A 19,430-nucleotide genomic window follows, 5' to 3' on the forward strand; every position below is an offset into this window, starting at 1 on the left:
TCGTTTGGCAGCCTACTCCGGTTGCAACGCGCTATCCCAGGTTCAGCCCGGCCAGCAGATCGGTCTCCCAGCCGCGCTCGTCGCGCGCTCCCGCCGTCCCCGCGGCCAGCACGTAGTGCTCGCTGTCGCCGATGGGCAGCGCCATGTCGTTCGACAGCGCGCACACTCGTCCGCTCGGGTCCACCTTGACCTGGGTCGCGTGTGCGCGAAGGGCGGCGACCTTGGCCGCCCGGCTCTCGGGTGCTTCGACGACGGCGTCGATGTCGTCGTCGACGTACGCGAAGTCCAACTCCTCGGCCGAGATCCGGTGCCACGTCGACGGCAGCTCCACGTCGGACACGGCCACGAACCCCACCTGCAGCGCGCTGCGGGACAGCACCGTCCAGTAGAACTTCGGGACCGGCCACGGCTCGCCGGGGTACTCGGAACCGCCTGCCGCAGCGACGGCCGCCGCCGTCACCCGATGGGCCTGGATGTGGTCGGGGTGTCCGTAGCCCCCGTTGGGGTCGTAACTGACGACGACGTGGGGGCGCAGGTCACGAATGATCGCGACGAGCGTGCCGACGGCCTCATCCGGATCGGCGTCGACGAAGCGCCGCCCCGGCCGCCCGGAGGCACCCTCCATGCCCGAGTCACGCCAGTGGCCCGCACCGCCGAGGAAGATCGGCTCGGCAACCCCCAATTCGCTTAGCGCCGAGGACAGTTCACCGATTCGGTACCCACCCAGCTGATCGGCGCCCTCGACCGCGAGTTGAGCCCAGCGCTCGCCGATCACCTCGCCCTCCTCGCCGAGGGTGCACGTGACCACCTGGACACGTGCGCCGCGCGCGACGTAGTGGGCGATCGTGGCGCCGTTGGTCAGCGTCTCGTCGTCGGGATGGGCGTGCACGAACAACAACCGTGGAATGTCCATTGGCCCAAGATAGATTCATCGCGTGGCGCGGCGCACCGTTGAGTACGCATGCGGCGTCGTGCTGGTCGGGCTGCTCGCCGGTGTCGCCGGTGCTGCCACCACTTTGCTGCTCCATTTCGTCGAACACATCACATATCACTATTCATTCGGGACGCTGCTCGGAGGAGTTGGCGGTAGTAGCCCTGTCCGCCGCGCACTCGGACCGATGGTCGGCGGGATACTCGCCGGTTTCGGTTGGTGGATGCTGCGACGCAGGGCCGAGGTCCCGTCACTGACGGAAACGATCGAACATCACCGTCCGATCCCGCGGTGGCGCATGTCCCTGGATGCGGCGCTCCAGGTCCTGCTCGTGGGGTCCGGCGCGTCGCTCGGTCGCGAGGGCGCACCCCGGCAACTGGCAGCTGCCCTCGGTGATCTCGGCACCTCGCGGTGGGCGCTGACCGCACGCGATCGCGAAATCCTGCTGGCTTGCGCCGCGGGAGCGGGGCTCGGCGCCGTCTACAGCGTCCCGCTCGGCGGTGCGCTGTTCGCCGTCCGCATCGTGCTGGGCACCTGGCACCCGCGCGCGGTCGGAACGGCGCTCATCACGTCGAGCCTCGCCGTCGCCGTCGCAGCGCCCGTCACCCACTTGGACCACTTGCTCACGTGGCCGGATCCTTCGCTGTCCTACTTCTTCGTCGGGTTGGCGCTCGTCATCGCGCCGCTGTCGGTGGTCATCGGGTTCGGCTTCGACAAGTTGATGAAGCTGGCCCGCCCGAAGCCCCAAATTTCCTCGTGGACGCTGATGCCGACGATTGCGGTCGCGGGGCTCGCGACCGGGGTCGCGTCGATCTGGTGGCCCGAATTACCGGGCAACGGACGCAGCATCCTGACGGTCAGCGTCGACGCCGGTTTGACGTTGGGCGGAGCGGCCGTCCTCCTCCTGCTCAAGCCCTTGCTGACGGCACTGTTCCTGCGCGCAGGGGCAGTTGGCGGGATGATGACGCCGGCGCTCGCCACCGGCGCGGCCGCCGGATCGGTGGTCATACTTGCGCTCAACCACCTCGCCGGCACCCACATTCAGGTCGCCGCGGCCTCGCTGACGTGCGCGGCGGGCGTGCTCGCGATCACGCAGCGCGCCCCGGCGTTTGCGGCCCTGTTCGTCTGGGAACTCGCCCGTCCGCCGTACTGGCTGTTGGCCGTGTTTCTGGTGGCTGCTTTCGCCGCGCACGGCATCAGGCTGCTTGGCGAGCGGCACACCGCGGCGGACTGAGCTAGCGCGCGGTCTTGGCCCAGATGCCCGCGTTGCCGACGATGCCGACCGGCACGGCACCGGAGAGGTTGACATTCTGGACGTTGGGACCGGCCGCCACGATGGTGGTGTCCTGAAGGATCGGCATCACGGTCGCCATGTTCCACAGTCTCGGCTCGACCGCCGTCAGCACATCGGCGATGTTCTCGCTGCCATCCAGTGCGGCGTCGATCTTCGGTTGAATGCTTCGGTCACATATTCCAGTGAGGTTGCTCGGCGCCTGTACCAGCTCCCCGGTCTCCGGCGCGGGCGCGGTGGCTGTCGTCAACGGGGATTTCGACGGCGGCGCGGCCGGGGGTGAAGTGGTGGAAGTCGTGGTCGCGGTCGTGGTGGGTGTCGTACTCGGCCCAGGGGTGGCCGTCCCGACGGCCTCGAGTTCAAGTGCCGGGCAGCCATAGCGCGACGCCAAGGCGGTGGCCAGATCGCCACCGGCCTGATGCCAGCCGACGATCGCGTCCACCCGATTCTGATCGAGCGCATCGCCGTAGAGCGCGGGAGGATCGAGCGCCAACACCGACGCCGAGATACCGACGTTGCGCAACTGATCTGCCGCGGTGTTCGCCACTGCAACTGCCGTCGGATCGTTGGACGCCACGCCGAGTACGAGCGTCAGCGGCTGCCCGTCCTTGCTGATCCGTCCCCGCGTCGCAGGGGGCTGCGGCGTCGGCGACCCGGGAGCGGTCGATGGGGGCACCTGCTCGATGACGTAGCCCTCGTCGGTCAGCAGGCCCAGGGCCGCCTCCCGGGTGATCGCGGGCGGAGCGGTCGGAACGTAGCCGGGGTCGGATGGCGAGCGCACCTGCGCCTGCGCCAGCGTCACCGTGTTGTCGCTGCCCGCACCGACGGCGGCCAGCAGATCGACGTCGAGCAGTCCCATGATGGCCTTGCGGACCGGGGTGTCCGCGAGTGCCGGTTGCCTCGCGCGCAGGGTCAACTGCATCACGCGTGGGGTGGCGATGCGCTCCGTCCGCACATCGGGAATGGCGCCCAACTGTGCGAATGTCGCTTGGCCGCCGTGCACCTGCGCGACCTGTGTGTCGCCGTTGCGCATCGAATCAGCCAGTGCCGCAGGTGATCCCGCACGTCTGAAGAGGATCTCGTCAGGCTGCGCGGGCACCGCCCAGTACCGGTCGTTGCGCGCAAGCAGAATCTCGTCGCGCTGAGGATCGATGTTCTCCACGCGGAACTGGCCACCAGTGACGGGCAACGACCGAACCAACCCCGACGAGAAGCCGCCGGGTACGTCCTTGACGATGTGCGAGGGGAGCAGGTCGTTGAAGAGTTCGCGCCACGCGGGATACGGCTGCGAAAAGGTGACGACCGCCGTCTTGCCGCCCTCGATCGACTGGACGCCCGTGATCAGGTCGTAGCCCGCGGGGTCGACGACCCCTGGCTCACCGACCATCTGCCGCCACAGATACCAGTAGTCGTCGGCGCCGATCGGCGCGTTGTCGGTCCACTGCGCCTCGGGGCGGACCTTGTACGTCACGGTGAACGGATCTTCACTGGTCACCTCGGCCGATTCCAACAGCGTTGGGTCCATTTCCCAGCGCGACCCGGTCGGCGAGCGGAGGTCGGGGATCGGCCGAAACGAACTCGGCAGCACGAGCGCGGAGATGGCCGCACTCACCGGTGACTGATCGGACAGCAGGTGCGCGTTGAAGCCAGGTCCGATCGAGTCGATCGCCATGATGATCTGCATCGCCTTGGGCGGTGGCGGCGGGGTGACCACCGACGTCTCGGTGCTCTGCGGTGCGGGCGGCGGCTTGACCGTGCACGCCGCTACCAGGGCCAAGACCGAGAGCAATGCGACCGCGACGCCAATGATGCGTCGCAAGGTCGTCGGCACGCCGTTCAGGGTATCGGGCGACGCCGGAGCCGCCCCGACGGCGACATCAGACTCAGCCCCGGGCCTTCGCGCGAGCCTTCAGACGGCCGCGCACCGTGGCGTTCAGCTCGACCTTGCGCACCCGCACGATCTCTGGCGTGACTTCGACGCACTCGTCCTCGGCGCAGAACTCCATGGCCAGTTCGAGGCCCATTTCGAGCGGACGGGCCAGCGTCTCGAAGACGTCGGCCGTCGCAGAACGCATATTGGTCAGCTTCTTCTCGCGGGTCGCGTTGACGTCGAGATCCTCGGCGCGCGGATTGATGCCGACGACCTGGCCTTCATAGGTCTCCTGGCCCGGCTCGACGAAGAACTGACCGCGGTCCGACAGTTGGGTCATGGCGAACGGCGTGATCTTGCCCGTCCGGTCCGAGACCAGCGATCCGGTGTGGCGCGCCCGGATCTCGCCCGCCCACGGGCGGTAACCGTCGAACACCGCGTTCGCGATCCCGGTGCCACGGGTCAAGGTCAGGAAGTCGGTGCGGAAGCCGATCAAGCCACGGCTGGGCACGATGAAGTCCATCCGCACCCACCCTGCGGCGTGGTTGATCATGTCTTCCATCCGGCCCTTGCGCGCGGCCATCAGCTGTGTGATGGCGCCGACGAACTCGTCGGGACAGTCGATGGTCATCGCCTCGAACGGCTCGTGCAGCTTGCCGTCGATTGTCCTGGTGACCACCTGCGGCTTGCCGACGGTCATCTCGAAGCCCTCGCGTCGCATCTGCTCGACCAACACCGCCAGCGCCAGTTCGCCTCGGCCCTGGACTTCCCAGGCGTCGGGCCGATCGATGTCGACGACCTTAACGGACACGTTGCCGACGAGTTCGGAATCCAGTCGCGACTTGACCATGCGCGCGGTCAGCTTGTGCCCGCTCACCTTTCCGGCCAGCGGCGAGGTGTTGGTGCCGATGGTCACCGAGATGGCGGGCTCATCGACGGTGATGCGGGGCAGCGCGTGAGCGTGCTCGGTGTCGGCGAGCGTGTCGCCGATCATGATCTCCGGAATGCCTGCGACGGCGACGATGTCGCCTGCAATGGCCTCATCCGTGGACGTCCGTTCCACGCCCTCGGTGACGAGCAGCTCGGTGATCTTGACGTTGGTGATGACGGGATGGCCGTCGACCTCACGCATCCACGCGACCTGCTGACCCTTGCGGATGCGGCCCTTGTAGATGCGGATCAGCGCGAGCCTGCCGAGGAAGGCCGACGCATCCAGGTTGGTCACCAGCGCCTGCAACGGAGCCTCGGGATCGCCCTGCGGGCGCGGGATGTTTTCGAGCAGCACGTCGAACAGCGGGTCGAGGTTCTCGCCAGCGGGATTCTCGCCGTTGGCCGGCTCGATGGTGCTGGCAATTCCTGCGCGCCCCGACGCGTAGAGCGTCGGCAGGCCGAGCGCGTCCTCGGCGGCCTTCTGGGCCTCCGCATCCAGGTCGGAGGCGACGTCGAGCAACAGGTCGTGGCTCTCGGACACCACCTCGGCGATGCGGGCGTCGGGCCGGTCGGTCTTGTTGACCACCAGAATGACGGGAAGATGCGCGGAAAGGGCCTTGCGCAGCACGAACCGGGTCTGCGGCAGCGGCCCCTCGGACGCGTCGACCAGCAGCAACACGCCGTCGACCATGGAAAGCCCGCGCTCGACCTCGCCGCCGAAGTCCGCGTGTCCCGGGGTATCGATGACGTTGATGACCGTCATGCTGCCGTCGGGGTGCTGGCGGTGCACCGCGGTGTTCTTCGCCAGAATGGTGATGCCCTTTTCCTTCTCCAGGTCACCGGAGTCCATCAGGCGTTCGATCGAGTCGTCGCCGCGGTGGGTCAGGGCACCAGATTGCCGCAACATTGCATCGACCAGGGTCGTCTTGCCATGGTCTACGTGCGCGACGATGGCTACGTTACGAAAATCCACGTCAGACATTGTCGCAGCGCAGGCCACCATTCGCGAAAACGGCGGAATGACACGAGAGGGTCAGTTGAAGTCCAGCGAGTTCGCGAAGGCCAAACCGAAGAAGAAGTGTTGCCGCTCGAAACCGCGGTGCAAGCGCTGCCCACTGGTGCTGAACAAGGTGCACAAGGCCGAGCTCAACGGCCTCCGCGGCAAGGAGCTCGAAAAGGTGTTCAAGCGGGCCAGGAAGTCCTGACGCCCTTCGTTTTTGCGGCGTACCGTGGTTTTGTCCAGCCTTGATTGGAGGCCTTGTTCATGACGGTTTACGAAGGGCTCACGGTCGCGCTGATCGCGGTGTTGGCACTGGCCGCCACGGCAGCGATCTACCTCGGACTGCTGAATTGGATCGGCGCGTTGTTCGTCGTGCGGTGTGCGGCATGTCACCACCTGACGTTCGCCTCGGCGAATCAGCCACAGCCGTCGTGCCTGCACTGCAGGCACCCGGTGTTGACCCACCCGGTGTACTCAGCCCGCCATCCCGCGGCGGTTTCGGAGGTCCGTGTGGTCGGCGACGGGCTGCGGTACTAGCCCGCTCAAGGCGTCGGGCGGCACCGTTCAGAGCTGAGCGTGTAGCGCACCCGCGAGGTCGGGTAGCCAGGCACGGTCGGCGGGCACCCAATCGACGTCGTCGAGCGCGTCGGCCGTCACCCACTTCAAGGCTCGATGGTCGTGCGGTTCGATGGTGCCGCCGGTCTGGGTGACGAGGTAGGCGCGCAGCGTCATCGTGTCGGACAGCGCGACGTCGTGACCGATGCGCGGGCCGACGACGACTTCGACGCCCAGTTCCTCGCGCAGTTCACGAGCCAACGCCGCCGCGTCGGATTCCCCGTCCGCCACCTTGCCGCCGGGCAGCTCCCACAGGCCAGCAAGGTCGGGCGGCCGGTCGCGCTGGGCGACGAGCAGTGCTCCTTCGGAGATCAGCGCTCCGGCTACGACTATCTGGTTCTGCGGTGGTTTAGACACTGCGCGCGAAGGTATACCTTCGATCATGGCCGTGTTATCGAACGAAGAAGTGGATGCCGCGCTGCCGTCGCTCGACGGCTGGGAGCACACCGACGGAGCATTGAAGCGGTCCGTCAAGTTTCCGGCCTTCCTCGCCGGAGTCGACGCCGTACGTCGGGTCGCCGAGTACGCGGAGCGTCAGGATCACCATCCTGACATCGATATCCGTTGGCGGACAGTTACTTTCGTACTTGTCACGCACTCCGAAGGCGGCATTACCCAGAAGGATCTGGATATGGCCGGGCAGCTCGATCGGATCGTCGCCGAAGCGTAGCGAGATAGCCAAGCGTCGCCAGCGTCGCGAGCACGTAGAGCGAGCCGGCCCAAGCCAAGTACGAGTGGCTGCTCACCGTCCAACCCCTTGAGTCGGTGAACACCAGGATCCACGGCGGGCTGACGTAAGCCAGCACGAACCATGCCCAGCCGACATTGCGCGTGCGGCCACGCATCGGCCCGTACACCAACCACAAGATGAGCGGCAGCACCCAGCCGTAGTGGTGGGTCCAACTGATCGGCGAGATCAGCAGGCCAAACAGCATGACCACCAGAAGCCGGCCAAGGGCATCATCGGAATCGATTGCCCGCCAAGCCAACACGGAAAGTACGGCTGCGCCGCCGATCCCCAACAGGACCAGCGCACCGTAGCCCGTGTCATGGCCGAGCAGGTAGCCAACCATGCCGCGCAGGGACTGGTTCATCGGTGATGCCACCGGACCTATCCGTCCGGCGTTGCCGAGCAGGTCGGTGAAGTAGTAGCGCCCCTGCCCGCCGAGCACCACCACGGACAACGCGACCGTTCCGACGAACACGACCGCCGAGGCTGCCACCGCACCCCACCGGCGCGCGCCGAGGAAGTACAACCCCGAGACCGCAGGGGTGAGCTTGATGCCTGCCGCCACGCCGACCAACAGGCCGGAGACCCAGGGCCGACTGCTGTAGCAGGCCCACAGCACGGCCAGCACGAGCAAGGCGCTGATCTGGCCCAGTTCGAAGACGTGGCGCATCGGCTCGAACCAGATCGCCAGCGCCGTCCACGTCATGGCCGAGCGCCGGTCGAAGCGCCCGAGCAGTTTGAGCGTGACCGCGGCGCAACCGTAGAGCGTCGCCACGATGCCGAGCTGCCACAAGAATCCGACCAGCGCGAAGGGCAGGAAGTGCAGCGGGTAGAAGACCAGCGCGGCAAACGGCGGGTACGTGAACTGCAGCGGTATCGGCGGCACCGGCGCGTGATAGACGAAGTCATAAAGTCGGCCGCTGTCGATCGCCGCGGCGCCGTCGACGTACACGTGAAGGTCGATGAAGTTGGTGCCGTTGGGCCCCAGGTAGGTGAGCGCCAACCGCAGCGCGACGCTGAGCAGCAGCAGGTAGGGCGCCACGGCCGCCCACCTATGCGGCGGCGACTCGCTGGGGCGTAGCGCAGGCGTAGCTATCCCCTGACTCTAGCGATCGGTAACCGTATGCCGTCCGATCCGTCACGGTTCCATAAACGCCACACGTGTCACTTGAGTACCACCAGTAACTACGTAGCGTCGCTCCCGGACGTGCCTCCGACTGATTGGAAAACCATGCCTCTCGCCAGAAGAATCTTCGCTACCAGCATGATCGCGGCCGCTTGCGCGCTGCCGGGCGCGCTGCTGTTCAGTTCGACGGCTTCCGCTGACCCCGCGCCTGCGCCGGTAGTGCCCGGCCTGCCCAACATGCCGTTCCTGAGCTCGCTGTCGCCCGCCAACGCGCCGATGTTGCTGCAGGGCTTGGCTTCGGCGTTCGGTTCACCCGCGACCGCCGTGGCTCCGGCTGCGGCTGCGCCTGCCGCTGCGCCCGCGGCGACGGCCTCCGTCACGCTGCCCCAGGCGGCTGCCGCACCTGCGGCTCCGTTGGCCGCGGCCGCGCCACTGGCCGCTCCGCTGACTGCGGCCGCACCCGTCGCCGCCGCGGCACCCGCACCGGCACAGGGCTTGATTCCCTCGGCCGAGGTGTCGCTTCCCCAGGTGCCGGGAGCTCTCCCGCTGCCGCAATCGGTCAACTTCCCCGGCGACCTGGCCTCGCTGATGCCGGCCGGTAGCCCGTTGGCCAGTCTGTTGCCGAAGGCGCCAACGCCCGCCGTGGCCGCGGCTCCGGCCGTACCCGTCGCGACCGCGGTCGCGCCGTTGGCCGCGACTGCACCAGCCGCAGCGCCGGCCCTGTCCGCGAACGGTTTGAGCGGGTTGATCTCCGGACTGCCGTGACCCACGCCTAACCGACCGCAAAACCATCACTGTGGGGAGAGTCATGTCATCGACGAAGACGCTGCTGGTCGCCTTGAGCGCGACAGCAGGCCTGATGCTCGGAGGTTCGCCGGTCGCTGCGGCCGAACCGGCGCCGCCGCTGCCCTTGCCGATCAGTGGGCTGCAGGCGCCGGGATTGCCCGCCATGCAATCGCTGAGTCCGGCGATTCAACAGGCAGCGGCCGACCCGACGAACGCGGCGTCGATGTTGATGGCTGCGGCGGCCGCATTCGCGGGTAACTCCGCGACCCCTCCCGGTTCCCGGGACGTGGCAGCCGCCGTTAATCAGTTTGCCGCGGATCCCCAGGTCGCGCACGTACCCGCGATTGGGGCGGTGCCGGGCACCGAGGCCCACCTCCCCATGGGCATCAACCCGGCACACGCGGCGGGTCCGGCACCGGATGCGGTCCCTCAGGCCGCGCAGGCCGTCGCACCCGAGGCCGCCCCCGCGCCCGCCCCTGAGGCCGCCCCGGCACCAGCACCGGATGCGGTCCCCGCGCCCGACGCCGCTCCCGCACCCGCTCCCGACGCGGCGCCCGCGCCAGGGCCTGCACCCGGGTTCGGCCCGGATTCACCTGTGACACAGGACTTCATGTACCCATCGATCAGCAACGGATGCCTGACGGACGGCGGAAACGTGCTGGCGACCGCGATCTCGGTCGCGGGGCCGGCGAAGATCCCCTCCCCGGGACCCGGTCCCGGACAGACGGCGTACGTGTTCACCGCGATCGGCACGCCTGGCCCTGCGGACGTGCAGAAGCTGCCGCTGAACGTGACCTGGGTCAACCTGACGACGGGCAAGTCGGGCACCGCGACGCTCAAGCCGCAGTCCGACATCAACCCGGCGGGGCCGACGACATTGACCGCCATCGCCGACACCGGTGCGGGCAGCATCATGTCGACGATCTTCGGTCAGGTCACGACCACCGACAAGCAGTGCCAGTTCATGCCCACCATCGGTTCGACGGTGGTTCCCGAAGTCACTGCCTGACGCCCGACCTCGGCGCCTAGTAGGCCATGAACAGGATCATGTCCCGGTCGTATTCACGGCCGGGATGGGACTCCGCCAGGTGCGCCTGAGCCTTCTCGACCAAATCGTTCTCGTCAGCCCCGGTGATCGCCTCACCGCAGGGGCAGTTCAGATGTGTCTTCGCCATGTCTCCACGATCCCACACCAGCATGATGACGGGTATGGAGCTATACGACGCAATGCGTACGACGGGTGCAGTCAGACAGTTCACCGACGCTCCCTTGCCCGACGACGTGCTCGAACGGATTCTGGACAATGCGAGGTTCGCACCGAGTGGCGGCAACCGCCAGGGTGTCCGAGTGATCGTGGTGCGCGATCCGAGCACCCGCCAGGAACTGGTCGAGTTGAGCCTCCCGGGCTCCAAGCGCTACCTCGCCCAGTCGGCCAACGGGGAGTCGCCGTGGAATCCGTTGCACGCGCGCGGTGTCGATGACGCGACGGTGTCGGCAACGGATGGGAGCCCCATGGTGGCATCGTTGCTCGGCGCCCAGGTACTGCTCGTCGTCTGTCTCGATCTCGGCGTGGTGGCTGCCACGGACCAGGACCTGGACCGCGTCGGTGTGATCAGCGGAGCCTCGGTCTACCCATTCGTATGGAACGTGCTGCTGGCCGCGCGCAACGAGGGGTTCGGTGGCGTGCCGACGACGATGGCCGTCGCTCAGGAACCGGCGGTACGGACCCTGTTGGGCATTCCCGAACAGTACGCCGTCGCATCCGTAATGCCGCTGGGCAAGCCCGTTCACCAACCCACCAAGCTGAAGCGAAAGCTGGTGCGGGACTTCGTTACCCAAGAAACGTTCGACGGGTCCGCGTTCTAGCGCCCGTCGAGCGCGCGCAAAGTGCCGAATTCCAGCGGCGTGTCGCGTACCAACACGCGCGCTCGCGCCAAAGCGGGGCTCAGGCCTTGGCCTTCGCCGCTGCCTTCGCCTGCTTCTTGAACGACCGCACCTTCTCCAACGACCCACTGTCGACGACGTCGGCCACCGACATGTGGGTGCCTGCCTTGCCATAGTCGCCTGCGGCCGCCCGCCAGCCCTGAGGCGTCACCCCGTACTGCTTGCCGAGCAGTGCGACGAAGATCTTCGCCTTCTGCTCGCCGAAGCCAGGTAGCGCCTTGACCCGCCGCAACAGTTCGGGTCCATCGGGATCGCCGACGGTCCAGATCGCGGCGGCGTTGCCTGCGTAGTCGTCGACGATCGCCTGCGCCAGGGTTTGCAGTCGTTTGCCCATCGACCCTGGAAACCGGTGCACGGCAGGGCGTTCCGAACACAGTGCGATGAAGGCGTCCGGGTCGTATCCGGCGATCAGGTCGGGTTCGAGTGCGCCAAGGCGATCGGCGAGCTTCTTGGGCCCGGCGAATGCGACCTCCATCGGTATTTGCTGATCCAGCATCATGCCGACAAGTAGCGCAAAGGGATTCGACTCGAGCAGCGCATCGGCCGCCTGATCTTGAACGAGCTGGAGCCTGGCCATTCGGCCAGTCTAGTGCGAACGCCCATACCTGTGACTCAGCTCTCACTATGCTGTGAGACCGACACAACTGCACATCGAGCTCAGGAGCCGCGTGCCCGAACCGACCACACCACCAGAGGCCGCCGAGGCCACCGAGGCGATCTACCTGGCCACCCAGGCCAGCCCCGACTTCCAGGAGCTACGAACACGACTGCGGCGCTTCGTGTTTCCGATGACCGCCTTCTTCCTCGTCTGGTACGGCATCTACGTGGTGCTCGGTGCGTTCGCGCACGACTTTATGGCCACTCCGGTTTTCGGGCACGTCAACGTCGGCCTGTTGATCGGGCTCGGCCAGTTCCTCACCACCTTTCTCATCACCGGGCTCTACGTCCGATTCGCCAATCGCGAGTTGGACCCGCGCGCCGCCGCGATCCGGGAACGCGTCGAAACCGAACTGGAGGTTTCGAAGTGAACCCAGAACTGAACTACGTCGCAGCCGCATCGACGGTCGGAAATCCGCTCGCGAACATCGCCATCTTCGCGGTGTTCGTCCTCGTCACGTTGGCCGTGGTGATCCGCGCCAGCGGCAACAACCGAAGCGCCGATCAGTTCTTCACGGGCGGACGTGGCTTCTCCGGGCCACAGAACGGTATCGCCATCGCAGGCGACTACCTGTCCGCCGCCAGCTTCCTCGGCATTGCGGGGGCCATCGCGGTATACGGCTACGACGGCTTCCTCTACTCCATCGGATTCCTCGTCGCCTGGTTGGTCGCCCTTCTTCTGGTGGCCGAATTGCTGCGCAACACAGGACGATTCACCATGGCCGACGTGCTGAGCTTCCGGTTGAAGCAACGGCCCGTGCGGCTCGCAGCCGCGACGTCGACGCTTACCGTGTCGCTGTTCTACCTGCTCGCGCAGATGGCAGGCGCCGGCGGGTTGGTCGCCCTGCTGCTCGACGTGAACGACAAGTTCTGGCAGGGCGTCGTGATCGCGGTCGTCGGCCTGCTCATGATCGTCTACGTGCTCGTCGGCGGCATGAAGGGCACCACCTGGGTCCAGATCATCAAGGCGGTGCTGCTGATCACGGGCGCCGCCCTGATGACGGTCATGGTGCTGGTGAAGTTCGGCGTCAACTTGTCCGACATTCTGGGCTCCGCCCAGTCGGCGATCTCGGGTGCGACCACCGAAGGCGTCGCGAAGCGCGACGTGCTGGCACCGGGCGCGCAGTACGGCGGCTCGCTGACGTCGCAGCTCAACTTCGTGTCGCTCGCGCTGGCCCTGGTGCTCGGCACGGCGGGGCTGCCGCACGTGCTGATGCGGTTCTACACCGTGCCGACCGCGAAGGAGGCCCGCCGCTCGGTGGTCTGGGCGATCGCACTGATCGGCGCCTTCTACCTGTTCACTCTGGTGTTGGGTTACGGCGCAGCCGCATTGGTCGGCCCCGACAAGATCCTGAAGGCGGCAGGTGGAGTGAACTCCGCGGCGCCCCTGCTGGCGTTCGAACTCGGCGGGGTGATCCTGCTCGGCGTGATCTCCGCGGTGGCCTTCGCGACCATCCTCGCGGTGGTAGCCGGACTGACCATCACGGCGTCGGCGTCCTTCGCGCACGACATCTACGCCAGCGTGATCAAGTCCGGAAAGGTCACCGAAGCCGAACAGGTCCGGGTGTCCCGCATCACCGCGGTGGTGCTCGGCCTGGTGGCGATCGGGCTGGGCATCCTCGCCAACGGTCAGAACGTCGCGTTTCTCGTCGCGCTGGCATTCGCCGTCGCCGCGGCCGCCAACCTGCCGACGATCATCTACTCGCTGTACTGGGCGCGGTTCAACACCCGTGGCGCATTGTGGAGCATGTACGGCGGGCTGATCTCGACCATCGTGCTGATCGTCTTCTCCCCTGCGGTGTCGGGTGCCAAGACCGCGATGATCCCCGGGGCCGACTTCGCCTGGTTCCCGTTGGCCAACCCCGGCATCGTGTCCATTCCGCTGGCGTTCGCGCTCGGCATCATCGGCACCCTGACGACCCCCAAGGATCGCGGCGACGCAGCCCGCAACGCCGAGATGGAGGTGCGCTCGCTCACCGGGATCGGGGCCGAGAAGGCCGTCGACCACTAGGCCGGGATGCAAGTCGCCACGAGCAGTGTTGGCTAGGAGCATGCCGGAGACTCCAGTTGCTGCCCGTCGCCGCACGTACGGGTCGGCGCTCCTGACCTACGCGTTCGCCGCGATCATGGTGGGTACCACCCTTCCCACGCCGATGTACGCGCTGTACGCCGAGCGCATGCACTTCGCCGTGCTGACGACGACGGTGGTCTTCGCGAGCTATGCGATCGGGGTGCTCACCGCGTTGCTGGCCTTCGGCAGATGGTCCGACGCCGTGGGCCGACGGCCCGTGCTGTTGGCCGGCGCGGTGTTCGCATTGGCCAGCGCGTTGGTCTTCCTACTCGCCGACGAGGTTCCGCTGCTGCTGGTCGCCCGTCTGCTCTCCGGGTTCTCGGCGGGCATCTTCACGGGTACCGCGACGGCGGCGGTCGTCGAGGCCGCGCCGCCGCAACGGCGCGACCGGGCCGCAGTGATGGCGACCATCGCCAACGTTGGCGGGCTCGGCCTCGGTCCCCTGCTGGCCGGGATTCTGGTGCAATACGCGCCGTATCCGCTGCAGCTGTCCTTCGTCGTGCACATCGTGCTGGTGGTGCTGGCCGTGGCCGCGGTGCTGATCGCCCCCGAGACGTCGGCGCGCACCGGAAGGATTGGGCTACAGCGGCTGTCGGTGCCTGCCGAGGTGCGGCCGGTTTTCATGACGGCGGCGACGGCGGCGTTCGCCGGCTTCGCGGTGATGGGGCTCTTCAGCGCCGTGGCACCGTCGTTCGTCTCCGGCGTCATCGGCATTTCCAACCACGCGGTGGCAGGCGCGATGGCGAGTTCCATCTTCGCGGCATCGGCGCTCTCGCAGCTGTGGGCACGACGCATCGCACCGGCTCGGGCAGTGGCCGTGGGTTCGGCAATCCTCGCGGTCGGGATGGTGATGCTCGCTGTCGCACTGCATGTTTCGTCCTTGCCCGGCCTGATCGCTGCAGCGGTCGTGGCAGGCGTCGGGCAGGGCATCAGCTTCAGCCGCGGACTGGCTGCCGTCGTCGAACTCACGCCTGCCGACCGCCGGGCCGAGGTCAGCTCCACCTACTTCGTGGTGGCCTACGTGGCGATCTCACTGCCCGTCGTCGGCGAGGGGTTGGCCGCCCAGCACTGGGGATTGCGCACCGCCGGAGTCAGCTTCGCCGTCGCGATCGCGGTGCTCGCGGTGGTGTGCCTCGCCGCAATCCTGGTGCAGGAGGCTGGAAACCGGCGCGAGCGGGTCTCCGCGGGCAGTAATGCTTAATGCAGGGAAAGACCCTGGATTCCTGACCGATCGAAGCGCACAATCTGCCGATGACATCGTTATCGAAGTTATCGGGGCACGACAAGCTGCTCTGCGGCATCTACGCCGGCATCGCCGTGGTGGCGCTGGTCGCCACATGGGCAAACAACATTGCGTACTTCCAGAGCGAGGACAACGGGGGGCTGATCGGTTTCTTCGCAGCGGGTTACACCAATTACGCCACCTCATCGCTGACCAACGACCTGTTCCTCCTCGGCTTGGCAGCCATCGTGTTGATGCTCGTCGAAGCGCGACGGGTCGGTGTCCGTTACGTCTGGGCTTACGTCGTCTTCGGCTTTCTCATCGCCATCAGCGTCACGTTCCCGCTGTTTCTCCTTGCCCGGCAACTCCGGCTCGCCACCACTCCTGACGGGCACAGCACCGCCTGATCGCGGGCCGAATTTGAGTGCTTCTACCTACGGCATGCGGGCTTAGATTCGGCCCATGACGAAAACAGCGCGGCGCTTCCCCACCGCCGCCGACATTGAAGCGAACACGCCACCGGACCGGGACCGGGCGATCGATGTCATCCGCATCGTGGCCTTGGTCGGCGTCGTCGCCGGACACACCATCATGGCGACCAGCATCATCGACGACGGTGTTTTCCGCTGGGGCAACCTGCTCACCACCTCGGTCGTCTTTCAGGCCCTGACGTGGGTGTTCCAGATCATGCCGCTGTTCTTCTTCGCCGGGGTGGCGGCGTCGGTCAATTCGTATGTTGGCGGCGGGCAGGAGCGAAGCGACCGGGGAATCAGCGGCGGTCAGAGTTGGGGCGGCTGGTTGTTGAAGCGGTGCACGCGGCTGTACCGTCCGGTGCTCTACTACCTGGGGTTCTGGGTCGTCGCGCTGGCCGGATTGAAGCTGATGCTGCCCCAGCACGTCTACGAGCCGGTCGCGGGCATCTCCATTCAACTGCTCTGGTTCTTGGGGGCGTACGTCTTGGTGCTGGCCACAGTGCCCCTGCTGACCCGCATCACCTCGCTGCCACGGCTGATGACGGCCGTCGGCGCGACGTACGTCATCGTCGCCGTCGTCGACTACCTTCGCGTCACCGACCCTGGATGGACTGCGCTGTCCTACGTCAACTTCGCGGCGTGGCTCATCCCCGGCATGTTCGGCGTGGCCTACCGACGTGGGCTACTCGACCCCCGGGCGGCGCTGCGCCTTGGCGTCTCGATGGTGGGGGTGAACATCGCGCTGTACGTGTTCGGGCCCTACCAACTGAGTTTGGTCGGCATCGACGCAGATGGACTGCGCAACATGACTCCGCCGTCGCTACTGCTCGCTGGTCACGCAATCATGCTGTGCGCGTTTGCGATTGGCGCTGCGCCCGCGATCGCCCGCTGGGCGGGCCGGCCGCGCGTGTGGCGCCTTGCGGTGATCGGCAATTCCGGTGCGATGACGCTGTACCTGTGGCACATGCCGGTGCTGCTCGGCATGCATCTGGTGTTCGACCATTTCGGCTTGGCGCGCTACCCCGGTCAGCCACACCTCGTCGTACTCGCCGTCGTCCAGTTCGCGATCATGGCCGTACTGGTGGCGGTCACGTTCGTGGCGCTTCGTCCGCTCGAGAACAACCCGCTGCCGCTGTGGGATGGCGGTTACGTCGCTGGACCCGGCCCACGCAGCGCCGCAGTCGGCGTGCTCCTCTGCGTTGCAGGCGCAGCGACGCTGGCCTCTTGCGCATGGGGGCTCAAGGACGAGGGGTGGTGGTGCCTCGCGATCATCGTGACCGGCCTCGTCGCGGCACGAGCGCTGGCTGCTTCGGACGCATCGGCGCCAGCAGCTGCGCTCGCAAGCCGCAACTAGCCGCTCTTGCGGCGGAACTCGCGGTGCGCCTCTGCGGGACCCGTCGAGCGCGGACCGTGCTTGCGTCCACCATCCTTGTGCGCGGTGCCGCCGCCGGCGGTGGCCTTCTTTTTCTCCAGCGCTTCGCGGAACTTGCGCTTGTTCTCGTCCTCGGGTTCTTCGGCCATGACGCATACGGTAGCGCGCCACCAGGAGTTGAGTCGCTGTTACCGCACGCCCGGTGGCAGTCCGTACACGTGGCTGATGGGCAGGGTCAACACCACCCGGCGGTCTTCCACCATGGCCCGGCGATATTCGTCCCAGTCCGGGTGCTCACCGGCGATGTTGCGGTACAACGCAATCAGTGCCTCGACGGTGTCGTCGTGCGGACTGGCCGCCGGTGGAGTCAGGATGGCGTCGCCTTCCGCGACCGCGTAGGCCCAGCCGTCGTCCGACCTCACGTAGATCGACGCCCGCGCGTCGCGACGCAGGTTGCGGGTCTTGGCGCGCGGCTCGGTAACCGATACTTCGACGGCCACGTTGCGCGCGTCGAAGTGATACGACACATTCGACAGCTGCGGCCGACCGTCGCGTTTGATGGTGGCGAGCACCCCCAGCGAGTTGCCGCTGATCAAGGCCAACAACTTGTCGTCGAGCACCTGACGGGTCATGTTGCCAGCGTACGGCCTCCCTACCATGGGCGTCATGACCGCGATCGATGGCAACACGCTGGAAGGCGTCTCCGCGACGACGCTGTGGACCCTGCACAACCGCGCTACCGAGGCCAAGCGCTCCGATGGCGTCATCCGCGACCCGTGGGCCATCACGCTGCTCGACACCATCGACTACGACTACCTGAAGTTCGGCAAGCCGCACCAGGCGCACGCACTCCGTGCAGTCGCGTTCGACGCGGTGGCGCGCGACTATCTGACGACGCACCCGAAGGCCGCCGTGGTGGCGCTGGCCGAGGGGTTGCAGAGCAGCTTCTGGCGACTGGAGCGCGCGGGCGTCGCCGACGAAGTAACCTGGTACTCCATCGATCTGCCGCCCGTGATGGAGTTGCGCAGACGCCTGCTGCCCCGTGATGACCGCATCGTCGAGTTGGCGCAGTCCGCGCTCGACCGTAGCTGGATGGATCGCGTCGATTCCTCACATGGCGCATTCATCACCGCCGAAGGACTGCTGATGTACCTGGACCCCGACGACGTCTTCAGCCTGATCCGCGACTGCGCGGCGCGCTTCCCGGGTGGCCGGATGATGTTCGACTCGATACCGCGCTTCTTCAGCCAGCGCACGCTGAAGGGGGCCAAGATGTCGGACCGCTACATCGCGCCGCCGATGCCGTTCAGTCTCTCCGCGGACGAGGGGCTGGCCATGGCAGGCACCATTCCTGGCGTACGCGTCGCACGCGACGTTCCGCTGACACCGGGCCGGGGAATATGGCGGTTCATGGGTTGGAAACCGTTGGACCGCATCGGTTTCGTGCGACGCAACCGGCCCAGCATGACGTTGCTGGAATTCGGATGAGGCGGTACGCCGCGCTGTTGCGCGGGGTGAACGTCGGCGGAGTGAACATCAAGATGGCCGACGTCGCCAAGGCGTTCACCGATGCGGGGTTCACCGACGTGAAGACGATTCTGGCCAGTGGCAACGTCTTGCTGACAAGCCGGTCCGGGGTGGCGAAGGTGCGCACGACGGCAGAGGCCGCGTTACGCGAGGCGTTCGGCTACGACGCGTGGGTGTTGGCCTATGCGCTCGACACCGTGCAAGCGATTTCGAAGGCATTTCCGTTCGAGCGCGAGGTCGAGGGCCACCACTCGTACGTCACGTTCGTCACCGATCCCGACGTCCTCGACGAACTAGCGGGACTGGTCGACGACGCGGGGCCCGACGAGAAGATCGAGCGTGGCGAGGGCGTCGTCTACTGGCAGGTATCCAGGGCGGGCACGCTCGACAGCACGATCGGCAAGACGATGAGCAAGAAGCGGTACAAGTCCTCGACCACCACCCGCAACCTGCGCACCGTCGAGAAGCTGCTGGGATTCGGCTGACCAGCTATTCGAACGCCGCGTCGATGTAACTCAGTGCGTCGGCCTTGGCCACGCCGAGCGCCTTGGCGGCTGTCACGTAGGCGTGCGCAGCGGTGGCCATCGCGGCATCCGCTGGGTCGGCCCTGGCCACGAAAGTGCCGAAGCGGCCCCGCGTTTCGACGACACCGGCGCTCTCGAGTTCACGGTAGGCCCGCGCCACGGTGTTGACCGCCATGGAGAGTTCGCCAGCCAACTCACGGACCGTCGGCAGGCGGGTGCCCGGCGGCAACCGGCCGTCCCTGATTCCCTCGATGAGCTGGGTCCGCAACTGGTCGAACAGCGGCCTGGACGCCTCCTGCTCGATCCTGACCCAGTCGCCCGGCTTCACCACCTGCCTAGTATCACCGAAACCCGCTAGTTT

General features: G+C 66.9%; 24 protein-coding genes. 14 read left to right on the plus strand and 10 right to left on the minus strand.

The window, feature by feature from the left end; translation table 11 throughout:
• Positions 1-31: 31 nt before the first annotated feature.
• Positions 32-913 (minus strand): N-acetyl-1-D-myo-inositol-2-amino-2-deoxy-alpha-D-glucopyranoside deacetylase, encoded by an 882-nt coding sequence (mshB, locus tag SLQ30_RS24885; RefSeq protein ID WP_319449452.1) that lies wholly within the window; start codon positions 911-913, stop codon positions 32-34.
• 22 nt (positions 914-935) lie between these two features.
• On the opposite strand from mshB, the gene SLQ30_RS24890 reads away from it, so the two are divergent.
• On the plus strand, positions 936-2,165 hold the full coding sequence (locus tag SLQ30_RS24890; RefSeq protein WP_319449453.1) for a chloride channel protein: 1,230 nt from the start codon (positions 936-938) through the stop codon (positions 2,163-2,165).
• Position 2,166: 1 nt separating this feature from the next.
• On the opposite strand, the gene SLQ30_RS24895 is transcribed toward SLQ30_RS24890, so the two are convergent.
• Positions 2,167-4,053, minus strand: a complete 1,887-nt coding sequence (locus SLQ30_RS24895) for an ABC transporter family substrate-binding protein (RefSeq protein ID WP_319449454.1) — start codon at positions 4,051-4,053, stop codon at positions 2,167-2,169.
• 52 nt (positions 4,054-4,105) lie between these two features.
• Positions 4,106-5,995: a translational GTPase TypA gene (typA, locus tag SLQ30_RS24900; protein WP_319449455.1), complete on the minus strand. Its 1,890-nt coding sequence runs from the start codon at positions 5,993-5,995 to the stop codon at positions 4,106-4,108.
• A gap of 46 nt (positions 5,996-6,041) precedes the next feature.
• On the opposite strand from typA, the gene SLQ30_RS24905 reads away from it, so the two are divergent.
• Positions 6,042-6,227: a hypothetical protein gene (locus SLQ30_RS24905; RefSeq protein ID WP_319449513.1), complete on the plus strand. Its 186-nt coding sequence runs from the start codon at positions 6,042-6,044 to the stop codon at positions 6,225-6,227.
• A gap of 59 nt (positions 6,228-6,286) precedes the next feature.
• Positions 6,287-6,559 (plus strand): hypothetical protein, encoded by a 273-nt coding sequence (locus tag SLQ30_RS24910; protein ID WP_319449456.1) that lies wholly within the window; start codon positions 6,287-6,289, stop codon positions 6,557-6,559.
• Positions 6,560-6,586: 27 nt separating this feature from the next.
• Here the strand turns inward: SLQ30_RS24910 and SLQ30_RS24915 are convergent, their stop codons facing one another.
• The gene (locus tag SLQ30_RS24915; RefSeq protein ID WP_319449457.1) at positions 6,587-6,994 is read right to left on the minus strand and encodes a (deoxy)nucleoside triphosphate pyrophosphohydrolase; all 408 of its coding nucleotides are present in this window, start codon (positions 6,992-6,994) and stop codon (positions 6,587-6,589) included.
• 25 nt (positions 6,995-7,019) lie between these two features.
• Between SLQ30_RS24915 and SLQ30_RS24920 the strand changes: the two genes are divergently transcribed.
• A complete protein-coding gene (locus SLQ30_RS24920; protein ID WP_319449458.1) occupies positions 7,020-7,307 on the plus strand; it encodes a 4a-hydroxytetrahydrobiopterin dehydratase in 288 nt (95 codons plus the stop codon).
• On the opposite strand, the gene SLQ30_RS24925 is transcribed toward SLQ30_RS24920, so the two are convergent.
• On the minus strand, positions 7,249-8,409 hold the full coding sequence (locus SLQ30_RS24925; protein WP_319449459.1) for a mannosyltransferase: 1,161 nt from the start codon (positions 8,407-8,409) through the stop codon (positions 7,249-7,251). The genes SLQ30_RS24920 and SLQ30_RS24925 overlap by 59 nt on opposite strands.
• A gap of 222 nt (positions 8,410-8,631) precedes the next feature.
• Here SLQ30_RS24925 and SLQ30_RS24930 point away from each other — a divergent pair, with 222 nt between their 5' ends.
• Together SLQ30_RS24930 and SLQ30_RS24935 are read left to right on the plus strand one after the other, a co-directional pair.
• Complete coding sequence (locus SLQ30_RS24930) at positions 8,632-9,258, plus strand: hypothetical protein (protein WP_319449460.1); 627 nt, start codon at positions 8,632-8,634, stop codon at positions 9,256-9,258.
• Positions 9,259-9,301: 43 nt separating this feature from the next.
• The gene (locus SLQ30_RS24935) at positions 9,302-10,288 is read left to right on the plus strand and encodes a hypothetical protein (protein WP_319449461.1); all 987 of its coding nucleotides are present in this window, start codon (positions 9,302-9,304) and stop codon (positions 10,286-10,288) included.
• A 16-nt stretch (positions 10,289-10,304) separates the two neighbouring features.
• On the opposite strand, the gene SLQ30_RS24940 is transcribed toward SLQ30_RS24935, so the two are convergent.
• Positions 10,305-10,454: a DUF1059 domain-containing protein gene (locus SLQ30_RS24940; protein WP_319449462.1), complete on the minus strand. Its 150-nt coding sequence runs from the start codon at positions 10,452-10,454 to the stop codon at positions 10,305-10,307.
• 34 nt (positions 10,455-10,488) lie between these two features.
• Here SLQ30_RS24940 and SLQ30_RS24945 point away from each other — a divergent pair, with 34 nt between their 5' ends.
• Entirely contained in the window at positions 10,489-11,145 is a 657-nt protein-coding gene (locus SLQ30_RS24945) for a nitroreductase family protein (protein WP_319449509.1), read from the plus strand.
• Between the two features lie 79 nt (positions 11,146-11,224).
• Here SLQ30_RS24945 and SLQ30_RS24950 read toward each other — a convergent pair whose 3' ends face one another.
• The gene (locus tag SLQ30_RS24950; RefSeq protein ID WP_319449463.1) at positions 11,225-11,800 is read right to left on the minus strand and encodes an HhH-GPD-type base excision DNA repair protein; all 576 of its coding nucleotides are present in this window, start codon (positions 11,798-11,800) and stop codon (positions 11,225-11,227) included.
• A 91-nt stretch (positions 11,801-11,891) separates the two neighbouring features.
• On the opposite strand from SLQ30_RS24950, the gene SLQ30_RS24955 reads away from it, so the two are divergent.
• Genes SLQ30_RS24955 through SLQ30_RS24975 form a run of 5 tightly spaced genes read left to right on the plus strand, consistent with a single transcriptional unit; the run spans position 11,892 to position 17,000 of the window.
• On the plus strand, positions 11,892-12,251 hold the full coding sequence (locus tag SLQ30_RS24955; RefSeq protein ID WP_319449464.1) for a DUF485 domain-containing protein: 360 nt from the start codon (positions 11,892-11,894) through the stop codon (positions 12,249-12,251).
• Entirely contained in the window at positions 12,248-13,891 is a 1,644-nt protein-coding gene (locus SLQ30_RS24960; protein WP_319449465.1) for a cation acetate symporter, read from the plus strand. Before SLQ30_RS24955 ends, SLQ30_RS24960 begins: the two co-directional genes overlap by 4 nt.
• A gap of 40 nt (positions 13,892-13,931) precedes the next feature.
• Positions 13,932-15,152, plus strand: coding sequence for an MFS transporter (locus SLQ30_RS24965; protein WP_319449466.1), 1,221 nt, complete (start codon positions 13,932-13,934; stop codon positions 15,150-15,152).
• 50 nt (positions 15,153-15,202) lie between these two features.
• Positions 15,203-15,580 (plus strand): DUF2834 domain-containing protein, encoded by a 378-nt coding sequence (locus SLQ30_RS24970; RefSeq protein ID WP_319449467.1) that lies wholly within the window; start codon positions 15,203-15,205, stop codon positions 15,578-15,580.
• 55 nt (positions 15,581-15,635) lie between these two features.
• Positions 15,636-17,000 (plus strand): acyltransferase, encoded by a 1,365-nt coding sequence (locus tag SLQ30_RS24975; protein ID WP_319449468.1) that lies wholly within the window; start codon positions 15,636-15,638, stop codon positions 16,998-17,000.
• Here SLQ30_RS24975 and SLQ30_RS24980 read toward each other — a convergent pair.
• Together SLQ30_RS24980 and SLQ30_RS24985 are read right to left on the minus strand one after the other, a co-directional pair.
• Positions 16,997-17,167, minus strand: coding sequence for a DUF5302 domain-containing protein (locus SLQ30_RS24980; RefSeq protein WP_319449469.1), 171 nt, complete (start codon positions 17,165-17,167; stop codon positions 16,997-16,999). The two genes, SLQ30_RS24975 and SLQ30_RS24980, sit on opposite strands and share 4 nt — an antisense overlap.
• A 39-nt stretch (positions 17,168-17,206) precedes the next feature.
• Positions 17,207-17,650, minus strand: a complete 444-nt coding sequence (locus tag SLQ30_RS24985) for a PPOX class F420-dependent oxidoreductase (protein WP_319449470.1) — start codon at positions 17,648-17,650, stop codon at positions 17,207-17,209.
• A gap of 34 nt (positions 17,651-17,684) precedes the next feature.
• On the opposite strand from SLQ30_RS24985, the gene SLQ30_RS24990 reads away from it, so the two are divergent.
• Both SLQ30_RS24990 and SLQ30_RS24995 read left to right on the plus strand, forming a co-directional pair.
• Positions 17,685-18,506, plus strand: a complete 822-nt coding sequence (locus SLQ30_RS24990) for a class I SAM-dependent methyltransferase (protein ID WP_319449471.1) — start codon at positions 17,685-17,687, stop codon at positions 18,504-18,506.
• Positions 18,503-19,030 (plus strand): DUF1697 domain-containing protein, encoded by a 528-nt coding sequence (locus tag SLQ30_RS24995; RefSeq protein WP_319449472.1) that lies wholly within the window; start codon positions 18,503-18,505, stop codon positions 19,028-19,030. Before SLQ30_RS24990 ends, SLQ30_RS24995 begins: the two co-directional genes overlap by 4 nt.
• Before the next feature lie 4 nt (positions 19,031-19,034).
• Here SLQ30_RS24995 and SLQ30_RS25000 read toward each other — a convergent pair whose 3' ends face one another.
• Complete coding sequence (locus SLQ30_RS25000; RefSeq protein ID WP_319449473.1) at positions 19,035-19,400, minus strand: GntR family transcriptional regulator; 366 nt, start codon at positions 19,398-19,400, stop codon at positions 19,035-19,037.
• Between the last annotated feature and the right edge of the window lie 30 nt (positions 19,401-19,430).

Source organism: Mycobacterium sp. RTGN4, assembly GCF_033804635.1.
GTDB lineage: Bacteria > Actinomycetota > Actinomycetes > Mycobacteriales > Mycobacteriaceae > Mycobacterium.

What these genes read in the sequence shown, in the direction of transcription:
- SLQ30_RS24935 (WP_319449461.1), top strand. Translation starts at nt 9,302, where the DNA reads ATGTCATCGACGAAGACGCTGCTGGTCGCCTTGAGCGCGACAGCAGGC.
- SLQ30_RS24910 (WP_319449456.1), top strand. Translation starts at nt 6,287, where the DNA reads ATGACGGTTTACGAAGGGCTCACGGTCGCGCTGATCGCGGTGTTGGCA.
- SLQ30_RS24970 (WP_319449467.1), top strand. Translation starts at nt 15,203, where the DNA reads ATGACATCGTTATCGAAGTTATCGGGGCACGACAAGCTGCTCTGCGGC.
- SLQ30_RS24920 (WP_319449458.1), top strand. Translation starts at nt 7,020, where the DNA reads ATGGCCGTGTTATCGAACGAAGAAGTGGATGCCGCGCTGCCGTCGCTC.
- SLQ30_RS24905 (WP_319449513.1), top strand. Translation starts at nt 6,042, where the DNA reads ATGACACGAGAGGGTCAGTTGAAGTCCAGCGAGTTCGCGAAGGCCAAA.
- SLQ30_RS24985 (WP_319449470.1), bottom strand. Translation starts at nt 17,650, where the DNA reads ATGACCCGTCAGGTGCTCGACGACAAGTTGTTGGCCTTGATCAGCGGC.
- SLQ30_RS24965 (WP_319449466.1), top strand. Translation starts at nt 13,932, where the DNA reads ATGCCGGAGACTCCAGTTGCTGCCCGTCGCCGCACGTACGGGTCGGCG.
- SLQ30_RS24980 (WP_319449469.1), bottom strand. Translation starts at nt 17,167, where the DNA reads ATGGCCGAAGAACCCGAGGACGAGAACAAGCGCAAGTTCCGCGAAGCG.
- SLQ30_RS24945 (WP_319449509.1), top strand. Translation starts at nt 10,489, where the DNA reads ATGGAGCTATACGACGCAATGCGTACGACGGGTGCAGTCAGACAGTTC.
- SLQ30_RS24990 (WP_319449471.1), top strand. Translation starts at nt 17,685, where the DNA reads ATGACCGCGATCGATGGCAACACGCTGGAAGGCGTCTCCGCGACGACG.
- SLQ30_RS24975 (WP_319449468.1), top strand. Translation starts at nt 15,636, where the DNA reads ATGACGAAAACAGCGCGGCGCTTCCCCACCGCCGCCGACATTGAAGCG.
- SLQ30_RS24940 (WP_319449462.1), bottom strand. Translation starts at nt 10,454, where the DNA reads ATGGCGAAGACACATCTGAACTGCCCCTGCGGTGAGGCGATCACCGGG.
- SLQ30_RS24995 (WP_319449472.1), top strand. Translation starts at nt 18,503, where the DNA reads ATGAGGCGGTACGCCGCGCTGTTGCGCGGGGTGAACGTCGGCGGAGTG.
- mshB (WP_319449452.1), bottom strand. Translation starts at nt 913, where the DNA reads ATGGACATTCCACGGTTGTTGTTCGTGCACGCCCATCCCGACGACGAG.
- SLQ30_RS24950 (WP_319449463.1), bottom strand. Translation starts at nt 11,800, where the DNA reads ATGGCCAGGCTCCAGCTCGTTCAAGATCAGGCGGCCGATGCGCTGCTC.
- SLQ30_RS24930 (WP_319449460.1), top strand. Translation starts at nt 8,632, where the DNA reads ATGATCGCGGCCGCTTGCGCGCTGCCGGGCGCGCTGCTGTTCAGTTCG.